The organism is Variovorax paradoxus B4 (assembly GCF_000463015.1).
Lineage (GTDB): Bacteria > Pseudomonadota > Gammaproteobacteria > Burkholderiales > Burkholderiaceae_C > Variovorax > Variovorax paradoxus_E.
In genome coordinates this window covers 5,177,473-5,202,500 of record NC_022247.1, presented here as the reverse complement: position 1 = coordinate 5,202,500, position 25,028 = coordinate 5,177,473, and the positions used below count along the sequence as shown (strand labels likewise).

The window sequence follows — 25,028 nt, the reverse complement described above, 5'->3', positions numbered from 1 at the left end:
GAAACCGCGTGCTTACAAAAAGTAGGAGCCTCGTAAGGGGTGACTGCGTACCTTTTGTATAATGGGTCAGCGACTTACATTCAGTGGCAAGGTTAACCGAATAGGGAAGCCGTAGAGAAATCGAGTCCGAATAGGGCGATCAGTCGCTGGGTGTAGACCCGAAACCAAGTGATCTATCCATGGCCAGGATGAAGGTGCCGTAACAGGTACTGGAGGTCCGAACCGACTAGTGTTGCAAAACTAGCGGATGAGCTGTGGATAGGGGTGAAAGGCTAAACAAACTTGGAAATAGCTGGTTCTCTCCGAAAACTATTTAGGTAGTGCCTCAAGTATTACCATCGGGGGTAGAGCACTGTTTTGGCTAGGGGGTCATGGCGACTTACCAAACCAAGGCAAACTCCGAATACCGATGAGTACAGCTTGGGAGACAGAGCACCGGGTGCTAACGTCCGGACTCAAGAGGGAAACAACCCAGACCGCCAGCTAAGGTCCCTAAAATTGGCTAAGTGGGAAACGAAGTGGGAAGGCTAAAACAGTCAGGATGTTGGCTTAGAAGCAGCCATCATTTAAAGAAAGCGTAATAGCTCACTGATCGAGTCGTCCTGCGCGGAAGATGTAACGGGGCTAAGCCAGTTACCGAAGCTGCGGATTTGCAATTTATTGCAAGTGGTAGGAGAGCGTTCTGTAAGCCTGTGAAGGTGCGTTGTAAAGCGTGCTGGAGGTATCAGAAGTGCGAATGCTGACATGAGTAGCGTTAAAGGGGGTGAAAAGCCCCCTCGCCGTAAGCGCAAGGTTTTCTACGCAACGTTCATCGGCGTAGAGTGAGTCGGCCCCTAAGGCGAGGCAGAGATGCGTAGCTGATGGGAAACAGGTCAATATTCCTGTACCGTTATATAGTGCGATGTGGGGACGGATCTTAATAGGTCATCCGGGTGTTGGATATCCCGGTTTAGTTGGATGTAGGCGTGCATTAGGCAAATCCGGTGCACATATACCGAGGCCAACGATCGAGCGAGCTTGCTCGCGAAGTGACTGAACGAGGTTCCAGGAAAAGCCACTAAGCTTCAGCTATATACGACCGTACCGCAAACCGACACTGGTGCGCGAGATGAGTATTCTAAGGCGCTTGAGAGAACTCAGGAGAAGGAACTCGGCAAATTGACACCGTAACTTCGGAAGAAGGTGTGCCCTATTAGTGTGTAGTGAACAACGAAGCATGAATGGGTTGCAAAAAATCGGTGGCTGCGACTGTTTATTAAAAACACAGCACTCTGCAAACACGAAAGTGGACGTATAGGGTGTGACGCCTGCCCGGTGCTGGAAGATTAAATGATGGGGTGCAAGCTCTTGATTGAAGTCCCAGTAAACGGCGGCCGTAACTATAACGGTCCTAAGGTAGCGAAATTCCTTGTCGGGTAAGTTCCGACCTGCACGAATGGCGTAACGATGGCCACACTGTCTCCTCCTGAGACTCAGCGAAGTTGAAATGTTTGTGATGATGCAATCTCCCCGCGGAAAGACGGAAAGACCCCATGAACCTTTACTGTAGCTTTGTATTGGACTTTGAACAGATCTGTGTAGGATAGGTGGGAGGCTTTGAAGCAGGGTCGCTAGATCTTGTGGAGCCAACGTTGAAATACCACCCTGGTGTGTTTGAGGTTCTAACCTAGGTCCATTATCTGGATCGGGGACAGTGCATGGTAGGCAGTTTGACTGGGGCGGTCTCCTCCCAAAGCGTAACGGAGGAGTTCGAAGGTACGCTAGTTACGGTCGGACATCGTGACGATAGTGCAATGGCATAAGCGTGCTTAACTGCGAGACTGACAAGTCGAGCAGATGCGAAAGCAGGACATAGTGATCCGGTGGTTCTGTATGGAAGGGCCATCGCTCAACGGATAAAAGGTACTCTGGGGATAACAGGCTGATACCGCCCAAGAGTTCATATCGACGGCGGTGTTTGGCACCTCGATGTCGGCTCATCTCATCCTGGGGCTGTAGCCGGTCCCAAGGGTATGGCTGTTCGCCATTTAAAGAGGTACGTGAGCTGGGTTTAAAACGTCGTGAGACAGTTTGGTCCCTATCTTCCGTGGGCGCTGCAGATTTGAGGAAGCCTGCTCCTAGTACGAGAGGACCGGAGTGGACACACCTCTGGTGTATCGGTTGTCACGCCAGTGGCATTGCCGAGTAGCTAAGTGTGGAAGAGATAACCGCTGAAAGCATCTAAGCGGGAAACTCGTTTCAAGATGAGATCTGCCGGGGCCTTGAGCCCCCTAAAGAGTCGTTCAAGACCAGGACGTTGATAGGTCAGGTGTGGAAGCGCAGTAATGCGTTAAGCTAACTGATACTAATTGCTCGTGCGGCTTGACCCTATAACTTTGATCAATCAGATCAAGGTGTTATGCCAAGTTGACGCATTCAAAATAATTCGCCAAAAGCTGATTCCAAACTCTATGAATTCGTTTGCCTGATCATGTGATCAGACAGACAACAAGTTATGCCTGATGACCATAGCGACGTGGTACCACTCCTTCCCATCCCGAACAGGACAGTGAAACGCGTCAGCGCCGATGATAGTGCGGGTTCCCGTGTGAAAGTAGGTCATCGTCAGGCTCTTACAGCCAGGAAAAGCCCAACACAGCGTGTTGGGCTTTTTCCTTTTTGTGTGAGCACCCCAAAAGTGCTCACACAAAAAGGCAAGCGACACGGCGCCCCTCGGGGCGCTGCGAGCAGCTCCAGGCCGCAGGCTCCCAGTGAGCCGGCTGCCAGGAGGCCTGAAGAAAAAATCTTCTTCGAAGTTGACGCGGTTTGAAAAAACAGTGCATAATCGAAGGCTCCGCTGAAGCAGCTTCAGCGTCTCGCAGCGAAGGTTGCGGGGTGCGAAAAGAAGTTGAAGAAAGCGAAAAAAGTTTGACGGTACTTAAAAAACCGTGATAGACTACAAGGCTTCGCTGATCACAGCAAGCAAGACGAAGTAAACGAAAAGTTGCTTCGGGGTTCGTTAAAAATTTACAGCCGATAAGCGTGGGCGTTTGAAGGTAATTGCGTAAGTTCTTCGGAACAAGTCGCAAGACTTAAAACGCTCATGAGAATAGAAGTGAAGTTCACTTCAATTCCGTTTTTATGAGTTGCTCGAAAGAGCGAAAAAAATCAAGATCGAACTATAGAGTTTGATCCTGGCTCAGATTGAACGCTGGCGGCATGCCTTACACATGCAAGTCGAACGGCAGCGCGGGAGCAATCCTGGCGGCGAGTGGCGAACGGGTGAGTAATACATCGGAACGTGCCCAATCGTGGGGGATAACGCAGCGAAAGCTGTGCTAATACCGCATAAGATCTACGGATGAAAGCAGGGGATCGCAAGACCTTGCGCGAATGGAGCGGCCGATGGCAGATTAGGTAGTTGGTGAGGTAAAGGCTCACCAAGCCTTCGATCTGTAGCTGGTCTGAGAGGACGACCAGCCACACTGGGACTGAGACACGGCCCAGACTCCTACGGGAGGCAGCAGTGGGGAATTTTGGACAATGGGCGAAAGCCTGATCCAGCCATGCCGCGTGCAGGATGAAGGCCTTCGGGTTGTAAACTGCTTTTGTACGGAACGAAACGGCCTTTTCTAATAAAGAGGGCTAATGACGGTACCGTAAGAATAAGCACCGGCTAACTACGTGCCAGCAGCCGCGGTAATACGTAGGGTGCAAGCGTTAATCGGAATTACTGGGCGTAAAGCGTGCGCAGGCGGTAATGTAAGACAGTTGTGAAATCCCCGGGCTCAACCTGGGAACTGCATCTGTGACTGCATTGCTGGAGTACGGCAGAGGGGGATGGAATTCCGCGTGTAGCAGTGAAATGCGTAGATATGCGGAGGAACACCGATGGCGAAGGCAATCCCCTGGGCCTGTACTGACGCTCATGCACGAAAGCGTGGGGAGCAAACAGGATTAGATACCCTGGTAGTCCACGCCCTAAACGATGTCAACTGGTTGTTGGGTCTTCACTGACTCAGTAACGAAGCTAACGCGTGAAGTTGACCGCCTGGGGAGTACGGCCGCAAGGTTGAAACTCAAAGGAATTGACGGGGACCCGCACAAGCGGTGGATGATGTGGTTTAATTCGATGCAACGCGAAAAACCTTACCCACCTTTGACATGTACGGAATTCGCCAGAGATGGCTTAGTGCTCGAAAGAGAACCGTAACACAGGTGCTGCATGGCTGTCGTCAGCTCGTGTCGTGAGATGTTGGGTTAAGTCCCGCAACGAGCGCAACCCTTGTCATTAGTTGCTACATTTAGTTGGGCACTCTAATGAGACTGCCGGTGACAAACCGGAGGAAGGTGGGGATGACGTCAAGTCCTCATGGCCCTTATAGGTGGGGCTACACACGTCATACAATGGCTGGTACAAAGGGTTGCCAACCCGCGAGGGGGAGCTAATCCCATAAAACCAGTCGTAGTCCGGATCGCAGTCTGCAACTCGACTGCGTGAAGTCGGAATCGCTAGTAATCGTGGATCAGAATGTCACGGTGAATACGTTCCCGGGTCTTGTACACACCGCCCGTCACACCATGGGAGCGGGTTCTGCCAGAAGTAGTTAGCTTAACCGCAAGGAGGGCGATTACCACGGCAGGGTTCGTGACTGGGGTGAAGTCGTAACAAGGTAGCCGTATCGGAAGGTGCGGCTGGATCACCTCCTTTCTGGAAACAAGCAATTTAATTTAAACGCCCACACTTATCGGTTGTTGGAAGAAGTCGAAATCTTCGTTGATTCTCGATTGGGTCTGTAGCTCAGCTGGTTAGAGCACCGTCTTGATAAGGCGGGGGTCGTTGGTTCGAGCCCAACTAGACCCACCAAATCTTCTGATTTCTCGTGTGAGAGTTTTGGGGGATTAGCTCAGCTGGGAGAGCACCTGCTTTGCAAGCAGGGGGTCGTCGGTTCGATCCCGTCATCCTCCACCAATAATGCGATACTTAAATTCAACACCAAAGCGGCTTCCTGCTCAGGCATGAGGCTTCTTTGTTGTTGATCGAGATCTCTTGATCAATCGGCTGTTCTTTAAAAATTCATAGAGTCGAATCAGCGTTGCTGATGGAAACTGCACATTCGTAAAGGTTTAGTGCAGACCGTGCCATCAGCAACATAGAATTTTTGATTGCGTCAAAAGAAACTTCAATTTCGAGTCAAATCGAATTGAATGTAACGGCATAACGCGTCAGGTGAGAGGCCTGACATATTCCTTGTGATGATTTTGTAGTTTCGAAAGAAACGTCAAAGTTATAGGGTCAAGTGAATAAGAGCACGTGGTGGATGCCTTGGCGATGATAGGCGACGAAGGACGTGATAGCCTGCGATAAGCTTCGGGGAGCTGGCAAATTAGCTTTGATCCGGAGATTTCCGAATGGGGAAACCCACCGAAAGGTATCGCATGATGAATACATAGTCATGCGAGGCGAACCGGGTGAACTGAAACATCTCAGTAGCTCGAGGAAAAGACATCAACCGAGATTCCGAAAGTAGTGGCGAGCGAAATCGGAAGAGCCTGTTAGTGATAGCACAAGACATAACGGAACAGCTTGGAAAGGCTGGCCATAGCGGGTGATAGCCCCGTACGTGAAATGACCTGTGTGGTACTAAGCTAACGACAAGTAGGGCGGGACACGAGAAATCCTGTCTGAATATGGGGGGACCATCCTCCAAGGCTAAATACTCATCATCGACCGATAGTGAACTAGTACCGTGAGGGAAAGGCGAAAAGAACCCCGGGAGGGGAGTGAAATAGATCCTGAAACCGCGTGCTTACAAAAAGTAGGAGCCTCGTAAGGGGTGACTGCGTACCTTTTGTATAATGGGTCAGCGACTTACATTCAGTGGCAAGGTTAACCGAATAGGGAAGCCGTAGAGAAATCGAGTCCGAATAGGGCGATCAGTCGCTGGGTGTAGACCCGAAACCAAGTGATCTATCCATGGCCAGGATGAAGGTGCCGTAACAGGTACTGGAGGTCCGAACCGACTAGTGTTGCAAAACTAGCGGATGAGCTGTGGATAGGGGTGAAAGGCTAAACAAACTTGGAAATAGCTGGTTCTCTCCGAAAACTATTTAGGTAGTGCCTCAAGTATTACCATCGGGGGTAGAGCACTGTTTTGGCTAGGGGGTCATGGCGACTTACCAAACCAAGGCAAACTCCGAATACCGATGAGTACAGCTTGGGAGACAGAGCACCGGGTGCTAACGTCCGGACTCAAGAGGGAAACAACCCAGACCGCCAGCTAAGGTCCCTAAAATTGGCTAAGTGGGAAACGAAGTGGGAAGGCTAAAACAGTCAGGATGTTGGCTTAGAAGCAGCCATCATTTAAAGAAAGCGTAATAGCTCACTGATCGAGTCGTCCTGCGCGGAAGATGTAACGGGGCTAAGCCAGTTACCGAAGCTGCGGATTTGCAATTTATTGCAAGTGGTAGGAGAGCGTTCTGTAAGCCTGTGAAGGTGCGTTGTAAAGCGTGCTGGAGGTATCAGAAGTGCGAATGCTGACATGAGTAGCGTTAAAGGGGGTGAAAAGCCCCCTCGCCGTAAGCGCAAGGTTTTCTACGCAACGTTCATCGGCGTAGAGTGAGTCGGCCCCTAAGGCGAGGCAGAGATGCGTAGCTGATGGGAAACAGGTCAATATTCCTGTACCGTTATATAGTGCGATGTGGGGACGGATCTTAATAGGTCATCCGGGTGTTGGATATCCCGGTTTAGTTGGATGTAGGCGTGCATTAGGCAAATCCGGTGCACATATACCGAGGCCAACGATCGAGCGAGCTTGCTCGCGAAGTGACTGAACGAGGTTCCAGGAAAAGCCACTAAGCTTCAGCTATATACGACCGTACCGCAAACCGACACTGGTGCGCGAGATGAGTATTCTAAGGCGCTTGAGAGAACTCAGGAGAAGGAACTCGGCAAATTGACACCGTAACTTCGGAAGAAGGTGTGCCCTATTAGTGTGTAGTGAACAACGAAGCATGAATGGGTTGCAAAAAATCGGTGGCTGCGACTGTTTATTAAAAACACAGCACTCTGCAAACACGAAAGTGGACGTATAGGGTGTGACGCCTGCCCGGTGCTGGAAGATTAAATGATGGGGTGCAAGCTCTTGATTGAAGTCCCAGTAAACGGCGGCCGTAACTATAACGGTCCTAAGGTAGCGAAATTCCTTGTCGGGTAAGTTCCGACCTGCACGAATGGCGTAACGATGGCCACACTGTCTCCTCCTGAGACTCAGCGAAGTTGAAATGTTTGTGATGATGCAATCTCCCCGCGGAAAGACGGAAAGACCCCATGAACCTTTACTGTAGCTTTGTATTGGACTTTGAACAGATCTGTGTAGGATAGGTGGGAGGCTTTGAAGCAGGGTCGCTAGATCTTGTGGAGCCAACGTTGAAATACCACCCTGGTGTGTTTGAGGTTCTAACCTAGGTCCATTATCTGGATCGGGGACAGTGCATGGTAGGCAGTTTGACTGGGGCGGTCTCCTCCCAAAGCGTAACGGAGGAGTTCGAAGGTACGCTAGTTACGGTCGGACATCGTGACGATAGTGCAATGGCATAAGCGTGCTTAACTGCGAGACTGACAAGTCGAGCAGATGCGAAAGCAGGACATAGTGATCCGGTGGTTCTGTATGGAAGGGCCATCGCTCAACGGATAAAAGGTACTCTGGGGATAACAGGCTGATACCGCCCAAGAGTTCATATCGACGGCGGTGTTTGGCACCTCGATGTCGGCTCATCTCATCCTGGGGCTGTAGCCGGTCCCAAGGGTATGGCTGTTCGCCATTTAAAGAGGTACGTGAGCTGGGTTTAAAACGTCGTGAGACAGTTTGGTCCCTATCTTCCGTGGGCGCTGCAGATTTGAGGAAGCCTGCTCCTAGTACGAGAGGACCGGAGTGGACACACCTCTGGTGTATCGGTTGTCACGCCAGTGGCATTGCCGAGTAGCTAAGTGTGGAAGAGATAACCGCTGAAAGCATCTAAGCGGGAAACTCGTTTCAAGATGAGATCTGCCGGGGCCTTGAGCCCCCTAAAGAGTCGTTCAAGACCAGGACGTTGATAGGTCAGGTGTGGAAGCGCAGTAATGCGTTAAGCTAACTGATACTAATTGCTCGTGCGGCTTGACCCTATAACTTTGATCAATCAGATCAAGGTGTTATGCCAAGTTGACGCATTCAAAATAATTCGCCAAAAGCTGATTCCAAACTCTATGAATTCGTTTGCCTGATCATGTGATCAGACAGACAACAAGTTATGCCTGATGACCATAGCGACGTGGTACCACTCCTTCCCATCCCGAACAGGACAGTGAAACGCGTCAGCGCCGATGATAGTGCGGGTTCCCGTGTGAAAGTAGGTCATCGTCAGGCTCTTACAGCCAGGAAAAGCCCAACACAGCGTGTTGGGCTTTTTCTTTGCAGCTTTAAAAGCGCGTCATCTCCCGGTGACGCGCTTTTTTATTGCTGCGGCAAAGGATCAGGTATTGCGGATACCCGAAGAGTCCATCTCGGCCGCACCCGCAACGATCAGCTCGTGCAAGACATCTCCTGCCAATTGCTCCAATTCCGCATCGGCAAAGAAGCGCGAGCGAATCGCATCCAGATACGGCGTGCTCCGAATCCAGGCTTTCCAGTCGTCAAGGGCAATGGACTGGACCTCCAGCAGCTTGAACTTCATCAACACCTTGATGGCGTGCCGCGCGTGCTTCACAGGATCGCGCTGAAGACCCTCGAGCCGTCGACGCGCGGTGGTCAAGGCGCTGCCGACTTCATTGAAGACGCGCCCGTGCCCAGGGATCACCTGCAGCGGCCCCAGCATCTCGATCCGATCCAGCGTGGCAGCAAGGTCCCCGAACGAGGGTTCGCCCGCGAGTTCAGGGAAGGCAATGCCAAAACCGCTCTCCCACAAGGCATCTGCCGAGATCAGCGTCCGTGAAGCGGGGTCGAACAGGATGACCGAATGAGGATCGTGGCCAGGTGCGCCGTGCACCTGCCACGGGCTGCCGCCGAGCACGCATTCCGTCCCTGGCTGCAGCAGGCCGGTGAATCGGAACCGTGGACAGGTCTGTCCCGTCGCAAGAAAGCTCAGCCCGCGCTCATCCCACTGTTCCACCAGCGCCGCCTCTCCGGGTGGAATGTCCGTCAGGAGCGCCGGATAGCGCTGCTGCAAGGCCGCGTTGCCACCGCAGTGGTCGCTGTGCAGATGCGTATTCACGATCCGGTCGAGCGGCCGGATTCCCAGAGACGATTCGACCAGCGCCAGGGTCTGGTCGGCATGCGTGGCATACCCGGTGTCGACCAGCGCGGTTTCGTCGGCCCCAATGAGCAGGATGTTGTTCGAAGAAAGCCAGCCGCGCTCGAAGACAACGAGATTCGCCGGCAGCCCGGCCGCGGCACCATCGCTCATTCAGGCGCTCGCGCCGGCGCGCAGCTCGCGCCGCAGGATCTTCCCGACATTGGTCTTCGGCAGCGAGTCCCGGAATTCGATGTGCTTCGGTCGCTTGTAGCCGGTGAGCTGTCCATTGCAGTATTGAAGCACGGCCTCTTCGGTGAGCGCCGCGTCCCTGCGAACGACAAAGACCTTGATCGCTTCGCCCTGCTTTTCGTCCGGGACACCGACGGCGGCGCACTCGACGACGCCAGGACACAGCGAGATCACGTTCTCCAGTTCGTTTGGAAAGACGTTGAAGCCGCTCACCAGAATCATGTCCTTCTTGCGGTCGACGATGCGGCTGTAGCCGTCCTCCTGCATGACGGCAATGTCGCCGGTGCGCATGAAGCCATCGGCCGTGAAGGCCGCCGCGGTTTCGGCGGGCTGGTTGTAGTAGCCGGCCATGACGTTGGGGCCCCTGATGCAGAGCTCGCCCGGTGCGCCCACGGGCAGGGAGTTGCCTTCATCGTCCTTGATGGCGATCTCGATGCTCGGCAGCGGCAAGCCGATGGTGCCCGTGAATTGGGTGTTCGACACCGGGTTGTTGGTGCCGATCGCGCAGGTCTCGCTCATGCCCCAGCCTTCGATCATCGGGCAGCCGGTGGCCTCGAACCACCGCCGCGCCGTGCCCTCGGATGCGGCCATTCCGCCCGCTTGCGACACGAACAGCGTGGAGAAATCGATCGACTTGAATCCGGGATGCATCAGGAGCGCATTGAAGAGCGTGTTCACCGCGGGCAGCATGTGGAAGGGACGCTTCTTGAGCACCGCGATGAACTTGTCGAAGTCGCGTGGATTGGGGACCAGCGTCATGTGCGAGCCCTGGCGGATGACCAGGAGGCAGAGCGTCAGCGCGAAGATGTGATAGAGCGGAAGCGCCGCGATGCTGTTGACCTTCGACAGGTCGCCCGCCCGCGACAGCGCCGGCGTGAACCAGGCTTCCGCCTGCAGCGTGGCCGCGACGATGTTGCGGTGGGTCAGCACCGCGCCCTTGGACAGACCCGTCGTGCCGCCGGTGTACTGCAGGAATGCGACCGAATCGAGGGTGCTCTGATCCGGCGCAAGCCCACGTCCACGCCCGTCTTCGATGACCTTGGAAAAAGGCGTGACGGTACGACCGTTGCCCAGAGGCAGCTTGTACGGCGGAACCATCTTCGCCAAGTGGCGAACCGCGACCGTGATCCACGCGCCATAGAGGCCGCCCAGCAGATCGCCCATCGAAGTGACGATCACATGCTTGACCGGCGTGCGCTCGACCACCTGTTCCAGCGTTGCGGCGAAGTTCTCGAGGATGACGATGGCCGTGGCGCCCGAGTCCTTGAGCTGGTGCTCGAGTTCGCGCGCCGTGTAGAGCGGATTGACGTTGACGCAGGTATAGCCCGCGCGCAGCACGCCGCACATCGTGACGGCGAACTGGGGCACGTTGGGAAGCATGATGGCGACCCGTGCGCCAGGCGCGAGGCCCAGCGACTGGAGCCACGCGCCCAAGGCCTTCGACAAGGTGTCGAGCTCTCCATAGGACATCCAGCGTTCCATGCAGACCGAGAACGGCCGCTCGGCATAGCGGGCGAATGCCTCGTCGAACATATGAGGCAGGGACCGGTACTGCTCGGGATCGATCTCGTGCGGCACGTCGGCCGGGTAGTTCTGTCGTCGCGCGGATGTCTGCATGCAAGCTCCTTTTGCGCGGATTGTGGGAGCCAGACACACTCAGCCGCCAGCGGGCTTGTCCTAGGAGCAGGGCATGCGCTGTCGCGCACGCGATAGTGCACGGCAGCGCATGCATGCCGCGGCAGTCAGTTCGCAAGGAGCGATTTCAGGCCTTGCCGGACTCGCCCGGCAGCAGCACCCCAGGCGGAATGTCGGGCAGGACCTCGAGCGCCTGGTAGAGCGGCGTGAAATCGGGTGCCGTGAGCTCGAAGAGCTGCGCGAAGTTCTCGATCACGAAGTAGTTGGCCTGATACGTATCGATCTTGTAGCGCGTGCGCATGGCGCGCAGCAGGTCGAGCGGCAGCCGGTGCGGCTCGCCGCTGCGCACGGCATGCTGCAGCTCGCCCACGGAGCTCAGGATGCCGGCGCCGTATGCGCGCAGCCCGTCGGTCTGGCGGATCAGGCCGAACTCGACCGTGTACCAGTAGAGCCGCGCGAGCTTCTCGCCCGCGCCGAGCTCGTGTGCCTTGATGCCGCCCTGGCCATAGCGCTGCACGTAATCGGCAAAGACGGGGTCGAACAGCATCGGCACATGGCCGAACAGGTCGTGAAACACGTCGGGCTCGACGATGTAGTTGAACTCCTCGGGCTTGCGGATCCAGTCGGTCACCGGAAACTTGCGGTTCGCAAGCAAGGTGAAGAACGGCAGCTCGGGAATCAGCCCCGGCACCGCGACGATTTCCCAGCCGGTGGCGCGGTGCAGCCGCACGTTGATTTCCTCGAAGCGCGGGATGCGTTCCTTCACGCCCAGCGAGGGCAGGGCCTTGATGAATGCATCGCAGGCCAGGCCCGGCAACTGCGCGGCCTGCCGCTCGTAGAGCCGCTTGTAGGTCTCGTGGTCGGCCGGCGTGTAGCTGGCCCAGTCCTGCGGGCAGGTGTAGTCGGCATGCACCGCGCCGCCGCGCGAGTAGTCGCCGCGCGGCGGACGGTCCGAAGCGCCGTAGACGGCGGGCGTGACGACAGCGGCTGCTGCAGGGGTGTCCATAAGAATGCTCTCTGATTACTTGAGCCAGCGGTTCATCACGCGCTGGAAGTCGCCGCCGGCTTGCTGCAGGTGCAGCCATTGGTCGACGTACGCCTTGAAGGCCACGTCGTCGCGCGGCAGCATCCAGGCCATTTCGCCGTATTGCAGCGGCTTGTCGGGGTTGATCGCGCACAGGCCCGGCTTGAGCTTCTGCTGCGTGATGGCTTCCGCAGACTCGGTCACGAACACGTCGGCGCGATTGGCAAGGATCTCGTCGAAGATCGTCACGTTCTCGCCGTGCAGCGTGAGCTTGGCCTGCTTGAAGTTGGCACGCGCAAAGCGCTCGTTGCTGCCGCCCGGATTGAAGATGACCCGCGTCGACGGCTTGTCGATGTCGGCCACGCTCTGGTACTTGGCGACGTCGGCGCAGCGTGCAATGGGCGCCTTGCCGTTCACCATGTAGGGCGCGCTGAAGAACGCGCGCTTCTGCCGGTCGGTGGTCACGGAAACACCGCCCACCGCAATGTCGCACTTGCCGGCGCCGAGGTCGGGCAGCAGGTTGGCCCAGGTGGTCTTGACCCATTCGGGCTTCGCGCCGAGGCTGGCGCTGAAGCCCGTCATGAGATCGACGTCGATGCCTTCGAACGAGCCATCCGTCTTCTGGAAGCTGAAGGGCTTGTAGTCGCCCGGCGTGCAGATACGCAGCGCCGCAGCCTTCTGCACCGTGTCGAGGTGCGAGCCGGCCGCGGGGGTGGCCGGCGCCATTGCGCAACCGGAAAGAACGGCGGCTGCCGCGATGAGGGTCAAGCCGATCGAAAACGTGCTGCGCATGGGGGCTCCTGGCCAGTGAAAGAGGCGCCTATTTTGGGGCCGACAGCACGCCGCGGCGCATCTGGTCGAGCTCGATGCTTTCGAACAGCGCCTTGAAGTTGCCGTTGCCGAAACCGTCGTCGCCCTTGCGCTGGATGAACTCGAAGAAGATCGGGCCGAGCTGGTTCTCGCTGAAGATCTGCAGCAGCAGCGCGTCCTTCTTGCCGTCGATCAGGATCTTGCGCTTCTGCAGCTCGGCCACGCTTTCGCCGTGGCCGGGAATGCGCTTGTCGACCAGCTCGTAGTAGGTGTCGATGGTGTCGAGCAGGGTGACGCCGTTGGCGCGCAGCGCGTCGACGGTCTCGTACAGGTTGTTCGAGCCCATCGCGATGTGCTGGATGCCTTCGCCGTGGTACATGTCCAGGTACTCCTGGATCTGGCCCGCCTGCTCCTTGCCCTCTTCGTTGATCGGGATGCGGATCTTGCCGCAGGGGCTGGTCATGGCCTTGCTCTTCACGCCGGTCACCTGGCCTTCGATGTCGAAGTACTTGATCTCGCGGAAATTGAAGAGCTTCTCGTAGAAGCCGGCCCAGACGTTCATGCGGCCGCGGTACACGTTGTGCGTGAGGTGGTCGATGTAGGTCAGGCCGTTGCCCTTGGGCGCCAGCGCATCCTGCGAGGCCACGCCCGGCAGCGGCTCGAAATCGACGTCGTAGAAGCCGATGTTGCCGATGTCGCCCGGCTTCGCGCCGTTCTTGCCGGGCCAGCGGTCGACCAGGTAGATCAGGCTGTCGCCGATGCCCTTGATGGCGGGAATGTTCAGCTCGCCAGGTCCGGCCTTGTCGGCGAAGCCCCATGCGCCGAGCGAGATCGCCCGTTCGTAGGCCTGCTTGGCGTCCTGCACGCGGAAGGCGATGGCGCAGACGCTCGGGCCGTGTTCGCGCGCAAAGCGCTGCGCGAACGAGTCGGGCTCGGCGTTCACGATGAAATTGATCGTGCCCTGGCGGTACAGCAGCACGTTCTTGTGGCGATGCCTGGCCACGGCCGTGAAGCCCATGCGCTCGAACACCTTGCCCATCGCGACCGGATCCGGTGCCGCGTACTCGATGAATTCGAAGCCATCGGTCCCCATGGGGTTCTCCCAGGGCGTGAAGGCGGGGGCGTCGATGTGGCTCATGTGTGGGGTCTCCAGAAGTGGGGCTCGAATGAATGAGATAGCGAACGAATGGGCGAGAACGGCCAGTGCTGCACTGTAGAGTGGATGCCACTCACGTTTTCAGCGTTATTGGGCGCTGAAGATGGGCCGGACGCAGTAAAACTGCGAAAATCAAAGGATGGAAGCACTCGACAAGATTGATAGGCTTATTTTGCGCACGCTGCAAGCAGACGGACGCGCCACCTACGACCAGATCGCCGAGCAGGTCAGCCTTTCTCCCAGCGCCGTGCTCCGGCGCGTCAAGCGGCTGGAGGAGAGCGGCGTCATCGACCGCTACGTCGCGCTCGTGCGCCCCGAAGTCATCGGCCTGGGCCTGACCGCCTACCTCAACGTGCGCCTCGAAAAGCACACCGAGAGCCACAAGCGCAATCCCATGGACCTATTCCGCGCCAGCGTCCAGACCTGGCCCGAAGTGGTCGAGTGCGCGGCCCTGACCGGGGACATGGACTACCTGCTTCGCGTGGTGGTCGCCGACATGGGGCACTACAGCCGCTTCATCATGGATACCCTGCTCAAGCACCCCAGCGTGGAGGATTGCAAGACCAGCTTCGTGCTCGACCGTGTCAAGGCCACAACGGCTGTACCGGTTTAGCCACGAATTGGTTGCGTGAACGACACGCCCTCTGGTATTGATTCACGAATGTGGCCCCAAAGTACCCCTGCTGGCTTGGTGTTTAAGGGAAAACCCTTATATTTGAGCCATGCTTACCGCCAAGACCCTTCTGAAGGCGTCTCTCGGCCTCGGCTCTTTCCTGAAGGCGCCGATGGTTGAGGCGCAACCGCGCGCGACCTTCGCGCCACAACCCGTCATGGTGCCGATCCGCTCGATCGGCCCGCGCGAGCGCGACCGCATCGCGCAGCACCTGCTGGCGCTGACCCCGCACGACCGCTACCTGCGCTTCGGCTACGCCGCGGGAGACGAGCAGATTCAGCGCTACGTCGACGGGCTCGATTTCGAGCGCGACGAACTCTTCGGCATCTACAACCGCCGGCTCGACCTGATCGCCATGGCCCACCTGGCGTTCGCGCCGGACGAGCAGCACAGCGACTGCGCCGAATTCGGCGTGTCGGTGGCTGCGCATGCGCGCGGCCGCGGCTACGGGGCCCGCCTGTTCGAGCGTGCCGTGGTCGTGGCGCGCAACGAAGGCGTGGGCATGCTGTTCATCCATGCGCTGAGCGAAAACGCCGCCATGCTGAAGATCGCCCGCAACGCCGGCGCCACCGTGGTGCGCAGCGGTTCGGAATCCGAAGCGCATCTGCAGCTGCCGAGCGCCACCTTCGACAGCCGCATGAGCGAAATCGCGCTCGAACAGTACGCGGCGGTCGACTACCACCTCAAGACCCGCGCCAAGCAGTTCTGGGCCTTTCTCGCCAGCCTGCAGGAAGTGCGCAGCGGCATGCGGGACGCGCGCAGCAAATCTGCGCCCTGAATACCCGAAAAAGGCCTGTGACGGCCGCGCGGTAGAGCCTGTCACGCGCAATCCGGTATCCTTGTATCTCTTCAACTAAGCCTCCCGCAGTGGCCGAACCTCACCCTGAACGCGCACCCGTTGAACGGGAAGACAAGCGCGGCTTTCTCCAGAAGCTGGCCGAATTCATCCACCCCGGTCCCGACTCGCGCGACGAGCTGATCGAAACCCTCGCGGACGCCGAGGACAACGAGGTGATCGGCGCCGAGTCGCGCGTCATGCTCGAGGGCGTGCTGCGCATGGCCGACATGACGGCCGGCGACGTGATGGTCGCGGCCCCGCGCATGGACCTGGTGAACATCGACGCGCCCTTCGACGCGCTGCTGCACCTGGTCATCGATACCGCGCACTCGCGCTTCCCGGTGTACGAGGGCGAGAAGGAAAACATCATCGGCATCCTGCTCGCGAAGGACCTGCTCAAGCTGCAGCGCGCGCCGGGGCTCAACATCCGCGCGCTGCTGCGACCGGCCACCTTCGTTCCCGAGAGCAAGGGCCTGAACGACCTGCTGCGCGAGTTCCGCGGCAACCGCAACCACCTGGCCATCGTGATCGACGAATTCGGCCGCGTGGCCGGGCTCATCACCATCGAGGACGTGCTCGAGCAGATCGTCGGCGAGATCGAGGACGAGTTCGACATTGCCGAGGACGAGGGCGACATCTTCGGCCTGGCCGACCACACCTACCGCGTCTCGGGCGACACGCCCATCGAGCGCGTGGCCGAGGCTTTCGGCATCGTCTTCGACGAAGAACAGCTGAGCGAAGACTTCGACACCATCGGCGGGCTCATCGCGCACGAGATGGGCCACGTGCCCAAGCGCGGCGAGCACCACGCCATCGGCGGCTTCGACTTCGTGGTGCTGCACACCAAGGGCGGCGCCGTGCGCTGGTTCAAGGTGTCTCCGGCCCGCGGCAGCGACGCGGCCGACTGATGCCGCTGCCCGCAGCGGCCACGCTCCGCACGTCGCCCGCCTTTTCCGCCGTGGGGCTGCTGCGCCTTCTCGGATTTGCCTTCGCGGGCCTCGCGCAGGCCGCGGCCATTGCCTGGCCCGCGAACGGCCGCCCGCTGTGGTGGCTGCAGCTGATCTCGCTGGCTGTGCTCGTCGGCCTCCTGGACCGGCTGCGCGCCGAAGGTGCCGGCTGGCGCCGCGCCGGCCTGCATGGCTGGCTTTTCTCGACCGCCTGGCTCACCGGCAGCTTCTGGTGGCTCTTCATTTCGATGCACACCTACGGCGGGCTTGCGGCGCCGCTCGCGGCCATCGCGGTGCTCTTGCTGGCGGCCGCGCTCGGGCTGTACTACACGGTGGCCTGCGCCTGGTTCGTCGTTCGCGGGCCGCGCGGGCCCGTGGCCGGCGCGCTGGTGTTCGCCGCACTGTGGACGTTGGCCGAACTCGTGCGCGGCAGCTGGTTCACGGGCTTGCCCTGGGGCGCGGGCGGCTATGCGCACGTCGAGGGGCCGCTGGCGGCCTGGGCGCCGTGGATCGGCGTGTACGGCATTGGCGCCGTTGCCGCGCTGGTGGCCGCGCTGGTGGCGCTGACCCGGCCCGTGCGCGGCATCGCACTCGCGCAGGCCCTGGCAATTGCCGCCGCTGCACTCGCCGCGCCGCATCTCGTGGCACCGCTGCCCGGCGACGCGCAGGGCGCCAAGGGCTCGAGCGGCAGCCTGCAGCTGGCACTGCTGCAGGGCAACATCCCGCAAGACGAAAAATTCGTTCCCGGCGGCGGCATCGACCTGGCGCTGCGCTGGTATGGAGAACAGCTGCGCGACGCCAGGGCCTCGCTCGTGGTGACGCCGGAAACCGCATTGCCGCTGCTGCCGCAGCAACTGCCCGCCGGCTATCTGGAGGCGATACAGGCGCGCTACAGCCAGGGCACGCAGGCCGCCATCGTCGGCCTGCCGCTGGGCGGCCAGGGCACCTACAGCAACGCGGTGCTCGGCTTCCAGCCCGGCGCGGCGCAGCCCTACAGCTACAGCAAGCACCACCTCGTTCCCTTCGGCGAATTCATTCCCCCGGGCTTTCGCTGGTTCATCCGCATGATGAACATCCCGCTCGGCGACTTCGCCCGCGGCGGCCTGGCGCAGGCGCCCTTTGCCTGGCAGGGCCAGCGCATTGCGCCGAACATCTGCTACGAAGACCTGTTCGGCGACGAGATCGGCGCCAACTTCAAGGACGAGGCCACGGCGCCGACCATCCTGCTCAACGTGAGCAACATCGCATGGTTCGGCAACTCGGTGGCCATCGACCAGCACCTGGCCATCTCGCGCATGCGCTCGCTCGAATTCGCGCGGCCGATGGTGCGGGCCACCAACACCGGCGCGACCGTGGTCATCGATGCCGAAGGCCGCGTCACGCACCAGCTGCCCCGCCTCACGCGCGGCGTGCTCGAGGCGTCGGTCGAAGGCCGCAGGGGGCTCACGCCCTATGCGCGCTGGGTGGCACCGTTCGGGCTGTGGCCGTTGTGGATCGGGACGATCGCCATCGTGGCCATCGCCTTCGTGCTGCGCCGGCGCCGGGGCTGACGCGGCGGCGCCATCACCGTCAGGCCGCTGCCGGTGCGGCCTTCACGGGCCAGTCGCGCAGCTTGCCCGGGTTCAGCAGGCCCATCGGGTCGAAGCGCTTCTTCATCTCGATGACCTCGGGCGGCAGCGGCCCGCCCGCCTTGCCGTCTTCCACGATGTTCACGTGCGGATTGTTGATGTGCACGCCGTGCGCGCGGTGAATGTCGATGATCTCCGCGAGCCGCTCCTCGGTGCTGAAGCGCACCAGCTGGAGCCCGCTGCAGGTCATGAGCCCTGCCACGTTGCGGATGAACTCGGTGTGCATCATCACCTCGCCGCCGAGCAGCTGCTCCATCTCGATGATCTGCTCGACGTGCCGGCCCGGCCCGAAGCCGCTCTGCAGGTAGGTGAGCGTCGGATCGACCTTGAGCGCGTGCAGCGTGGTGTGGTTCCAGGTGAATTCCATCAGCGTGCGGTTGCTCTTCTGCACCTCGGCCGCCGTCCTGCGGTAGCTCACGGTGCCGCCGTGCGCCTCGGCCAGCTGCAGCATCGCCGCTTCGCAGGATTCGGCCACCAGCGACAGCACCGTGTGGCAGCCCCTGGGCAGGTGCGCGGCGAGCTGTGCCAGGTGGTCCGAGATCGGCGCGGCGAAGAAAGCGATTTCCCGCTTCACGATCCCGGGCGCATTCGCCAGCTTGTCGGCGAAGTGCAGTGCGTCTGCAAAACTGTCGAAAGTCACCAGCGTCTCGAGCCAGGGATGCGCCGGTGCGAGTGCGATCTCCAGTTCCAGCACCAGGCCGTTGGTGCCCCAGAGGTGGTGCATGCGCATGGCCTCGGCACCGCGCAGCTCGATCATCTGCGGCTCGGCCTCGATGGTCATCGCGCGGATGCCCAGCACGTTGCCGGGCGCGCCCAGCGGCCCGTAGTTGATGGAGCCCACGCCGCCGAAGCCGCCGCCGAACAGGCCGCCGAGCGTGGCGCTGCGGTAGGTGGAGGGCACGCTGCGCATCTCCTGCCCCGAGGGCCTGGTCTGCTTCTCGAGCTCGCCCAGGCGAATGCCGGCCTGTGCGCGGGCGACGCCGGGCTTTACCCACAGGAAGGCGTTGTAGCCCGTCATGTCGAGCACCACGCCACCCGCGAGCGGCGTGGTCTGCCCGTAGTTGCCAGTGCCGCTGCCGCGGATGGTGATCGGCAGGTTGCGCCGCGCGCAGGCGCCGACCACGGCGCGGATCTCGTCCTCGGTGCGCGGACGCACGACCACGTCGGCGCGCTTGTCCTTCAGTCGTCGGTTCAGCACCGGGCTGAACCACGAGAAGTCCTGCGACAGGCGCGCCACGCGGCTTTCGTCGGTGATCCAGTCGAGGTCGGGCAGTTCGAACAACAGCTGTTCGATGGCGGAAATGGAAGCGTTCATGGTCAAGGGTTCAATCCTGGGAAAGTTCGCTCGCGTGCCACGAGCCCAGCGCCAGCTTGGTGAGCCAGGCCATCAGCACGAAGAGCGCGACGCCGGTCAGCGAGATCAGCAGCAGGGCCGCGAACATGCGCGGAATGTTCAGCTGGAAGCCGGCCTGGAGGATCTGGTAGGCCAGCCCCGCGCCGGAGCCGCCCGTGCCGGCCACGAACTCGGCCACCACCGCGCCGATCAGCGCCAGGCCGCTCGAGATGCGCAACCCGCCAAAGAAGTACGGCAGCGCGCTCGGGATGCGCAGCCGCACCAGCTGCTGCCAGCGCGTCGCGCGGTTGAGCTTGAAGTAGCTCTGCAGATCGGGGTCGATGCTGCGCAGGCCGAGCGTGGTGTTGCTGATGATCGGGAACAGCGCCACCAGCGCGGCGCACACCGTCATCGCCGCCGTCGGGTTCTTCACCCAGATGATGATGAGCGGCGCCACCGCCACGATGGGCGTCACCTGCAGCAGCACCGCATACGGAAAGAGCGCAGTCTCGATGCGCTTGCTCTGCACGAACAGGAACGAGATCAGCACCCCGGCCACGGTGGCCAGCGCGAACGACAGCAGCGTGATCTTGAGCGTGACCAGCAGTGCATTGCCGAGCGGCGCCCAGTCGGTGACGAGCGTCTGCACCATGAGGAAGGGCGAGGGCACCAGGTAGGGCGGCAACTCCATGGCGACCACCATCCATTGCCACAGCGCGACCAGCACCACGCCGATGAGCACGGGATAGACCACGCGCTGCACGCGCGGCTGGCTCAGGAGGGGCGGGCTTTTCATCGTGCGTGCTCCTCGTCGGCCTGGCTGGCGCGCAGCAGGCTGTCCTGCAGGCGCCTGGCATGGCGCGCGAATTCCGGCGTCACCATGAAGTCGGGTGTGCGCGGGTAGGGCTCGTCGATGTGGAACTGCTCCACCACGCGGCCCGGCCGCGCGGCCATCATCACCACGCGGGTCGACAGGAACACCGCCTCGTGGATCGAATGCGTGACAAAGATCACCGTGAGTTTCTTCTTGCGCCAGAGGTCGAGCAGGTCGGCATCGAGCTTGTGGCGCGTGATCTCGTCGAGCGCGCCGAAGGGCTCGTCCATCAGCAGCAGGTCGGGCTGCGTGACCAGCCCGCGCGCGATCGACACGCGCATCTGCATGCCGCCCGAGAGCGCGCGCGGCAATGCATCGGCAAACTTCTCGAGCCCCACCAGCGCGAGCGATTCCATCACCCGAGCGTCGGCGTCCTTGCGCGGCACGCCGGCCAGGTCGAGCGGCAGCCGCACGTTGGTGCGCACGCTGGCCCACGGCATCAGCGTGGCCGACTGGAACACGAAAGACAGCTTGTGCGGGCAGCTGTGGATCTGCGCCACCGGCTTGCGCCACACGAGCAGCCGCCCGTCGCTCGGTTCGAGCATGCCCGCCACCATCTTGAGCAGCGTGCTCTTGCCGCAGCCCGAAGGCCCGAGCAGTGTGACGAATTCGCCTTCTGCGATCGACAGGTCCACCGGCAGCAGGGCCTGCGTGCCGTTGGGATAGGTCTTCTCGGCCGAGAGCACTTCCACCGCGGGCACGGCAGGCGCCGCGGGCGGCGCGAGGGTGTGGGGTTCGATGCGGTTCATGGATGGATGGCTCAGGGCAAAACCTTGGCGTCCTTCACGAACTCGGTGGTGTAGGTCTTGGCCAGCTCCACCTTCGCCGGGTCGAGCAGCTTGGCGCTCACGAGAAAGTCGTAGCTCGCCTTGGAGCGCGCGTCGGTGATCACGCCGATGCCGAGCTTGGCCGCATCGCCGCCGGTGACCATGCCCATTTCCTTGAGCTTGGCCACGCTGTAGGCCAGCTGGTCGTCGGTCATGTTGGGGTTGTCCTTCTTGATCAGCGCGTTGGCGGGCGCCGGATCGGCGAGGTAGCTCTTCCAGCCCTCGGCCGATGCCTTCACGAAGGCTTCCACCTGCTTGCTGCGGTCCTTGACGGTCTTTTCCATGCACGACACCGTGGTGGCGTACGCCGGGAAGCCGTGGTCGCTGAACATCAGCACGGTGCTCTTCACGCCGGCCTTCTGGATCGCGTAGGGCTCCGAGGTCAGGTAGCCCTGCTGCGCGGTGTTCTTGTCGGCCACGAAGGGCTGGATGTTGAAGGTGTAGGGGCGCGTCTGCTCGTCGGTGAGGCCGAACCTGGCCTTGAGCCACGGCCAGTAGCCGCGGTTGGCCTGCGCGCCGATCAGCAGCGTCTTGCCCTTGAGGTCCTCGAACTTCTTCACGTCGTCGTGCGCGATCAGCACCTGCGGGTCCTTCTGGAAGAAGGCCGCCACGTTGACCACCGGCACGCCGCCTTCGCGCACCTGCATCATCTGGATGTCGCTCGAACCCATGATGCAGTCGGCCTGGCCCGCGGCCATCATCTGCGTGATGTTGACCTGCGGGCCGCCCATCTTGATGGTCACGTCGAGGCCGTGCTTCTTGTAGATGCCCTGGGCCACCGCCTGGTAGAAGCCGCCGTGCTCGGCCTGCGCATACCAGTTGGTCATGTAGGTGAACTTGTCTTGCGCCTGGGCCGGTGCGGCAGCGGCGAACAGTGCGAGCGCGGCGGCGCCGGCCATGGAAAGAGCGAAGGAGCGCATGGTGGGAACCTCTCGAAGGCTGGTGAAGGAACGGGTGGAAAAAAGGGCGATGAACCGGATGCAAGTAGCGCGCCTCAGGCGGCCTCGAAGGACTGCTGGATGAAGCCCTGCTGGTGGCCGCGCTCCCAGGTGGCTTCCTCGCGCACCACCCAGCGCAGCGCATGCAGCTCGGTCAGCGCCTGCGCCCAGCTGTCGGACAGCGTGTCCAGGATCTCCTGGCCCTGTTCGCGCGTGGCGCTGGTCGGGTCGCCGATCACGCCGCTGGGGCCGAAGTCGCGCGCGGTCCAGGCGCAGGCCGGGCGGCCGTCGGCCGACAGCAGCTTGATCGGGAACGGCGGCGGAAAGTTGGCGGCCGCGCGCTCCATGTGCACGGTGTCGGGCGCGAGCGCGAGCATCAGCGCGGTCTCGGAATGGCCGGCGTGCATCGACAGGCGCTTTTCCTGCTCGCCGATCTGTTTGCTCGATGCGTTCGGCAGGCGCGACACGCCATGCGGCACCACCACGAAGTCGCCATGGCGCAGGCGCAGCTCGCGCGCTGCCATCTCCAGCACCTGCGGCTGGCCGCCGTGGCCGTTGGCAAACAGCAGCTTGCGAAAGCCCGCGCGGTAGACCGACTCGCCGATCTCGGTGACGGTCGACAAGAGCGTGGTGCCGGTGAGCGTCATGGTGCCGGGAAAGTGCAGGTGCTCTTCCGACTTGCCGTAGGTGATGGTGGGCAGCGCGAAGGCGCGCACCTCGGCCGGCAGCTTCTCGAGCGCCTTGCCCATCACGCCCGAGGCGATCACGCTGTCGACCGAGCACGGCAGGTGCGGGCCGTGCTGCTCGATGGCGCCGCAGGGCAGCACGATGACCGTGTTCTCGCGGTCGGGCAGCGCGGCGATTTCGGTCCAGCTCAGGTAGGGCAGGAAGCGGTGGGGCGGGATGTAGCCGTGGAGCATGGGTGTCCTTGTTTGTCAGCGGGGAAGGAAGGGCGCCGCATCGCCGTGCGTGACGCGGCCGTCGCGCAGCACCACGCGGGTGGCGCTGCGCGAGGGCCAGCCATGGCGGTCGGCTTGCGTGAACAGCACCAGGTCGGCCCTGGCGCCGACCAGCGTCGGCGCCGTCGTGGCGGAGGCGCGCTGCAGCCAGTCGCCGCGGCACAGCGCCTGCGACCAGTCGTCGAAGGGGGCGTCGAGCTGGGCGACCAGTGCGGCCGTGCCCAGCGCCTCGACCGGGTCGAAGCTGCCGAGGCGGCAGAACGGGTCTTGCACGTTGTCGCTCGCGAACAGCAGCGCAATGCCGCGCTCGCGCGCTTCCTTCACCAGCGTGATGCCGCGCATGCGCGGCGTGCGGCCCGTCACCGCATCCTGCAGCAGCAGGTTGGTGGCGGGCAGCGAGACGATGGTGATTGGCGCGCGCGCCACCGCATCGAGCGTGGCAAGGGCCTGGGCTTCGGGTTGCGCGGCCAGCGCGCAGACGTGGCCGCAGACCACGCGGCCTTCGAAGCCGATCTCGCGCAGGATGCGGGCGGTGGTCTGCAAGCCGACCGCCGCGGAATTCAGTTCTTCATCGACGTGCAGGTCGACATCGAGATCGCAGGCCTGCGCCGCCACCAGCAGGTTGCGCAGCGCGTTGCCGCTCCAGTTGGTGGAATGCACGAAGCCGCCGAGCAGCGCATGCGGCCCCGTGGCCTTCACCTGCCTGGCGAGCCGCCGGGCCTGCGCGGCGTCCTCGAACAGCGGCAGCTTGATGAGGCTGACTTGCTCCAGCCGCACCCTGCCGGCCCATTCCTGCGCCAGCTCGGCCATCACGGGCCAGGCCAGCGGGACCGTATCGGGCTCCCACCAGTCGACATGCGTGCGCAGGTGCGTGGTGCCGCATTCCCAGGCCCACTGCAGGCCGCGCGCGGCGCGCTCGTGCACGTCGCTGGCGCTCCAGTGCACGCGGTCGGCCAGCATCGCGTCGATGGCGCCGAGCAGGCCGGGCTGCACCTCTTTCATGCGCGGCAGCGTGAAGGCCTTGTCGAGGTGCGTGTGGGCGTCGACGAAGCCCGGCAGCACGAGCGTGCCGGCGAGGTCCCAGTCTGCCGGATCGGGCTCCTCGCCGTCGGAGGCGGGCCGCACCGACTGCACGCGGCCGGCCTCGAGCGCCAGGCGCGCCAGCACGGGCACGCCGTCGCGCTCGGGCCAGCCGGCGGGCAGCAGCCAGCGCGGCAGGCGCGCGTTGTCGAGCAGGGCGGGCGCCTTCATGCGAAGCGCGCCATTGCGGCGCCGACCCGTGCCATGAAGCGCTCGAGCTGGGGCTCGGTCGCCACGTTCATGTGGTAGTGGGCGTGGTAGTCCACGCGGGCGCGGCGGCCCGTGAGCCGCAGCATGTAGCGCGTGACGATCTTGCGCGGCGGATCGCCCATGTACCACGCCATCCAGCGCGGCCGTCCGTAGGTGACCACGGCGCTGATGCGCTTGATGTGCGTGAGCATCGGCTTCACGTTGGCCGGATCGCTGATGTCGAAGGCCACCCCGGGCATGAAGAGCCGGTCGAAGTAGCCCTTGAGCATCGCGGGCAGGCCGAAGCACCAGGTCGGAAAGCAGAACACGATGCCCTCGGCCCACTGCAGCCGCTCCACATAGGGCTTGAGCGGCAGCTGGTTGCCCGGCACCTCGTGGTAGCCGAGCCGCTCCTCGCGCGAGAGCACCGGATTGAAACCCTCGGCATACAGGTCGCAGTCGTCCACCTCGTGCCCGGCCGCGCGCAGGTTCTTCAGCACCTCCTGGTGGAGGGCGGCGTGGAAACTGGTTTCGACCGGATGGCAGTAGACGACGAGCACGCGCATGGTGTTTGACCGCTTAATCAGAGCAAGTGGTCAGGTTATGCAAGCGACGT

Annotated in this window: 16 protein-coding genes, 2 tRNA genes and 5 rRNA genes (1 of these 23 running past the window's edge); 11 read left to right on the top strand and 12 right to left on the bottom strand. The window is 61.4% G+C overall.

Annotation, left to right across the window (positions count from 1 at the left end; all coding sequences use genetic code 11):
- The 7 genes from VAPA_RS24210 to rrf (VAPA_RS24180) all read left to right on the top strand — a co-directional run.
- Positions 1-2,369 (top strand): 23S ribosomal RNA (locus VAPA_RS24210) (it extends 504 nt beyond the left edge of the window).
- A gap of 128 nt (positions 2,370-2,497) precedes the next feature.
- Positions 2,498-2,610: ribosomal RNA gene (rrf, locus tag VAPA_RS24205) — 5S ribosomal RNA — on the top strand.
- Between the two features lie 545 nt (positions 2,611-3,155).
- Positions 3,156-4,690, top strand: a 16S ribosomal RNA gene (locus tag VAPA_RS24200).
- A gap of 79 nt (positions 4,691-4,769) precedes the next feature.
- Positions 4,770-4,846, top strand: a tRNA-Ile gene (locus VAPA_RS24195).
- A 29-nt stretch (positions 4,847-4,875) separates the two neighbouring features.
- Positions 4,876-4,951, top strand: a tRNA-Ala gene (locus tag VAPA_RS24190).
- Between the two features lie 322 nt (positions 4,952-5,273).
- A 23S ribosomal RNA gene (locus tag VAPA_RS24185) occupies positions 5,274-8,146 on the top strand.
- A gap of 128 nt (positions 8,147-8,274) precedes the next feature.
- Positions 8,275-8,387 (top strand): 5S ribosomal RNA (gene rrf, locus VAPA_RS24180).
- The 16S, 23S and 5S rRNA genes sit together here with 2 tRNA genes alongside, the layout of an rRNA operon.
- Positions 8,388-8,493: 106 nt before the next feature.
- On the opposite strand, the gene VAPA_RS24175 is transcribed toward rrf (VAPA_RS24180), so the two are convergent.
- The 5 genes from VAPA_RS24175 to hppD form a co-directional block, all read right to left on the bottom strand.
- Positions 8,494-9,423, bottom strand: coding sequence for an MBL fold metallo-hydrolase (locus VAPA_RS24175; protein WP_021012641.1), 930 nt, complete (start codon positions 9,421-9,423; stop codon positions 8,494-8,496).
- Entirely contained in the window at positions 9,424-11,118 is a 1,695-nt protein-coding gene (locus tag VAPA_RS24170; protein ID WP_021012640.1) for a long-chain-fatty-acid--CoA ligase, read from the bottom strand. It lies immediately after the preceding gene.
- Positions 11,119-11,263: 145 nt separating this feature from the next.
- Positions 11,264-12,142 (bottom strand): phenylalanine 4-monooxygenase, encoded by an 879-nt coding sequence (gene phhA, locus VAPA_RS24165; protein ID WP_021012639.1) that lies wholly within the window; start codon positions 12,140-12,142, stop codon positions 11,264-11,266.
- Between the two features lie 15 nt (positions 12,143-12,157).
- The gene (locus VAPA_RS24160) at positions 12,158-12,952 is read right to left on the bottom strand and encodes a transporter substrate-binding domain-containing protein (RefSeq protein WP_021012638.1); all 795 of its coding nucleotides are present in this window, start codon (positions 12,950-12,952) and stop codon (positions 12,158-12,160) included.
- A gap of 28 nt (positions 12,953-12,980) precedes the next feature.
- Positions 12,981-14,108 carry a 4-hydroxyphenylpyruvate dioxygenase gene (hppD, locus tag VAPA_RS24155; protein ID WP_021012637.1) on the bottom strand — a complete coding sequence of 376 codons (1,128 nt, stop codon included), beginning with the start codon at positions 14,106-14,108 and terminating at the stop codon, positions 12,981-12,983.
- A gap of 157 nt (positions 14,109-14,265) precedes the next feature.
- Between hppD and VAPA_RS24150 the strand changes: the two genes are divergently transcribed.
- The 4 genes from VAPA_RS24150 (at position 14,266) to lnt (ending at position 18,134) form a co-directional block, all read left to right on the top strand.
- A complete protein-coding gene (locus VAPA_RS24150; protein ID WP_021012636.1) occupies positions 14,266-14,739 on the top strand; it encodes an Lrp/AsnC family transcriptional regulator in 474 nt (157 codons plus the stop codon).
- Between the two features lie 109 nt (positions 14,740-14,848).
- Complete coding sequence (locus VAPA_RS24145; protein ID WP_021012635.1) at positions 14,849-15,577, top strand: GNAT family N-acetyltransferase; 729 nt, start codon at positions 14,849-14,851, stop codon at positions 15,575-15,577.
- 89 nt (positions 15,578-15,666) lie between these two features.
- Positions 15,667-16,545, top strand: coding sequence for an HlyC/CorC family transporter (locus VAPA_RS24140; protein WP_021012634.1), 879 nt, complete (start codon positions 15,667-15,669; stop codon positions 16,543-16,545).
- Positions 16,545-18,134: an apolipoprotein N-acyltransferase gene (lnt, locus tag VAPA_RS24135; RefSeq protein ID WP_021012633.1), complete on the top strand. Its 1,590-nt coding sequence runs from the start codon at positions 16,545-16,547 to the stop codon at positions 18,132-18,134. Before VAPA_RS24140 ends, lnt begins: the two co-directional genes overlap by 1 nt.
- 19 nt (positions 18,135-18,153) lie before the next feature.
- Here lnt and VAPA_RS24130 read toward each other — a convergent pair whose 3' ends face one another.
- The 7 genes from VAPA_RS24130 to VAPA_RS24100 all read right to left on the bottom strand — a co-directional run bounded on the left by VAPA_RS24130 (position 18,154) and on the right by VAPA_RS24100 (position 24,978).
- Positions 18,154-19,527 carry an FAD-binding oxidoreductase gene (locus VAPA_RS24130; RefSeq protein ID WP_021012632.1) on the bottom strand — a complete coding sequence of 458 codons (1,374 nt, stop codon included), beginning with the start codon at positions 19,525-19,527 and terminating at the stop codon, positions 18,154-18,156.
- Between the two features lie 10 nt (positions 19,528-19,537).
- Positions 19,538-20,341, bottom strand: a complete 804-nt coding sequence (locus tag VAPA_RS24125) for an ABC transporter permease (RefSeq protein ID WP_021012631.1) — start codon at positions 20,339-20,341, stop codon at positions 19,538-19,540.
- A complete protein-coding gene (locus VAPA_RS24120) occupies positions 20,338-21,168 on the bottom strand; it encodes an ABC transporter ATP-binding protein (RefSeq protein WP_021012630.1) in 831 nt (276 codons plus the stop codon). The genes VAPA_RS24125 and VAPA_RS24120 overlap by 4 nt, the downstream gene beginning before the upstream one ends.
- Positions 21,169-21,179: 11 nt before the next feature.
- Positions 21,180-22,166 (bottom strand): ABC transporter substrate-binding protein, encoded by a 987-nt coding sequence (locus VAPA_RS24115; RefSeq protein WP_021012629.1) that lies wholly within the window; start codon positions 22,164-22,166, stop codon positions 21,180-21,182.
- Between the two features lie 74 nt (positions 22,167-22,240).
- Complete coding sequence (locus VAPA_RS24110) at positions 22,241-23,104, bottom strand: creatininase family protein (protein WP_021012628.1); 864 nt, start codon at positions 23,102-23,104, stop codon at positions 22,241-22,243.
- Positions 23,105-23,119: 15 nt separating this feature from the next.
- On the bottom strand, positions 23,120-24,394 hold the full coding sequence (locus tag VAPA_RS24105) for an amidohydrolase family protein (protein WP_021012627.1): 1,275 nt from the start codon (positions 24,392-24,394) through the stop codon (positions 23,120-23,122).
- On the bottom strand, positions 24,391-24,978 hold the full coding sequence (locus VAPA_RS24100; RefSeq protein WP_021012626.1) for an NAD(P)H-dependent oxidoreductase: 588 nt from the start codon (positions 24,976-24,978) through the stop codon (positions 24,391-24,393). The genes VAPA_RS24105 and VAPA_RS24100 overlap by 4 nt, the downstream gene beginning before the upstream one ends.
- Positions 24,979-25,028 lie beyond the last annotated feature (50 nt).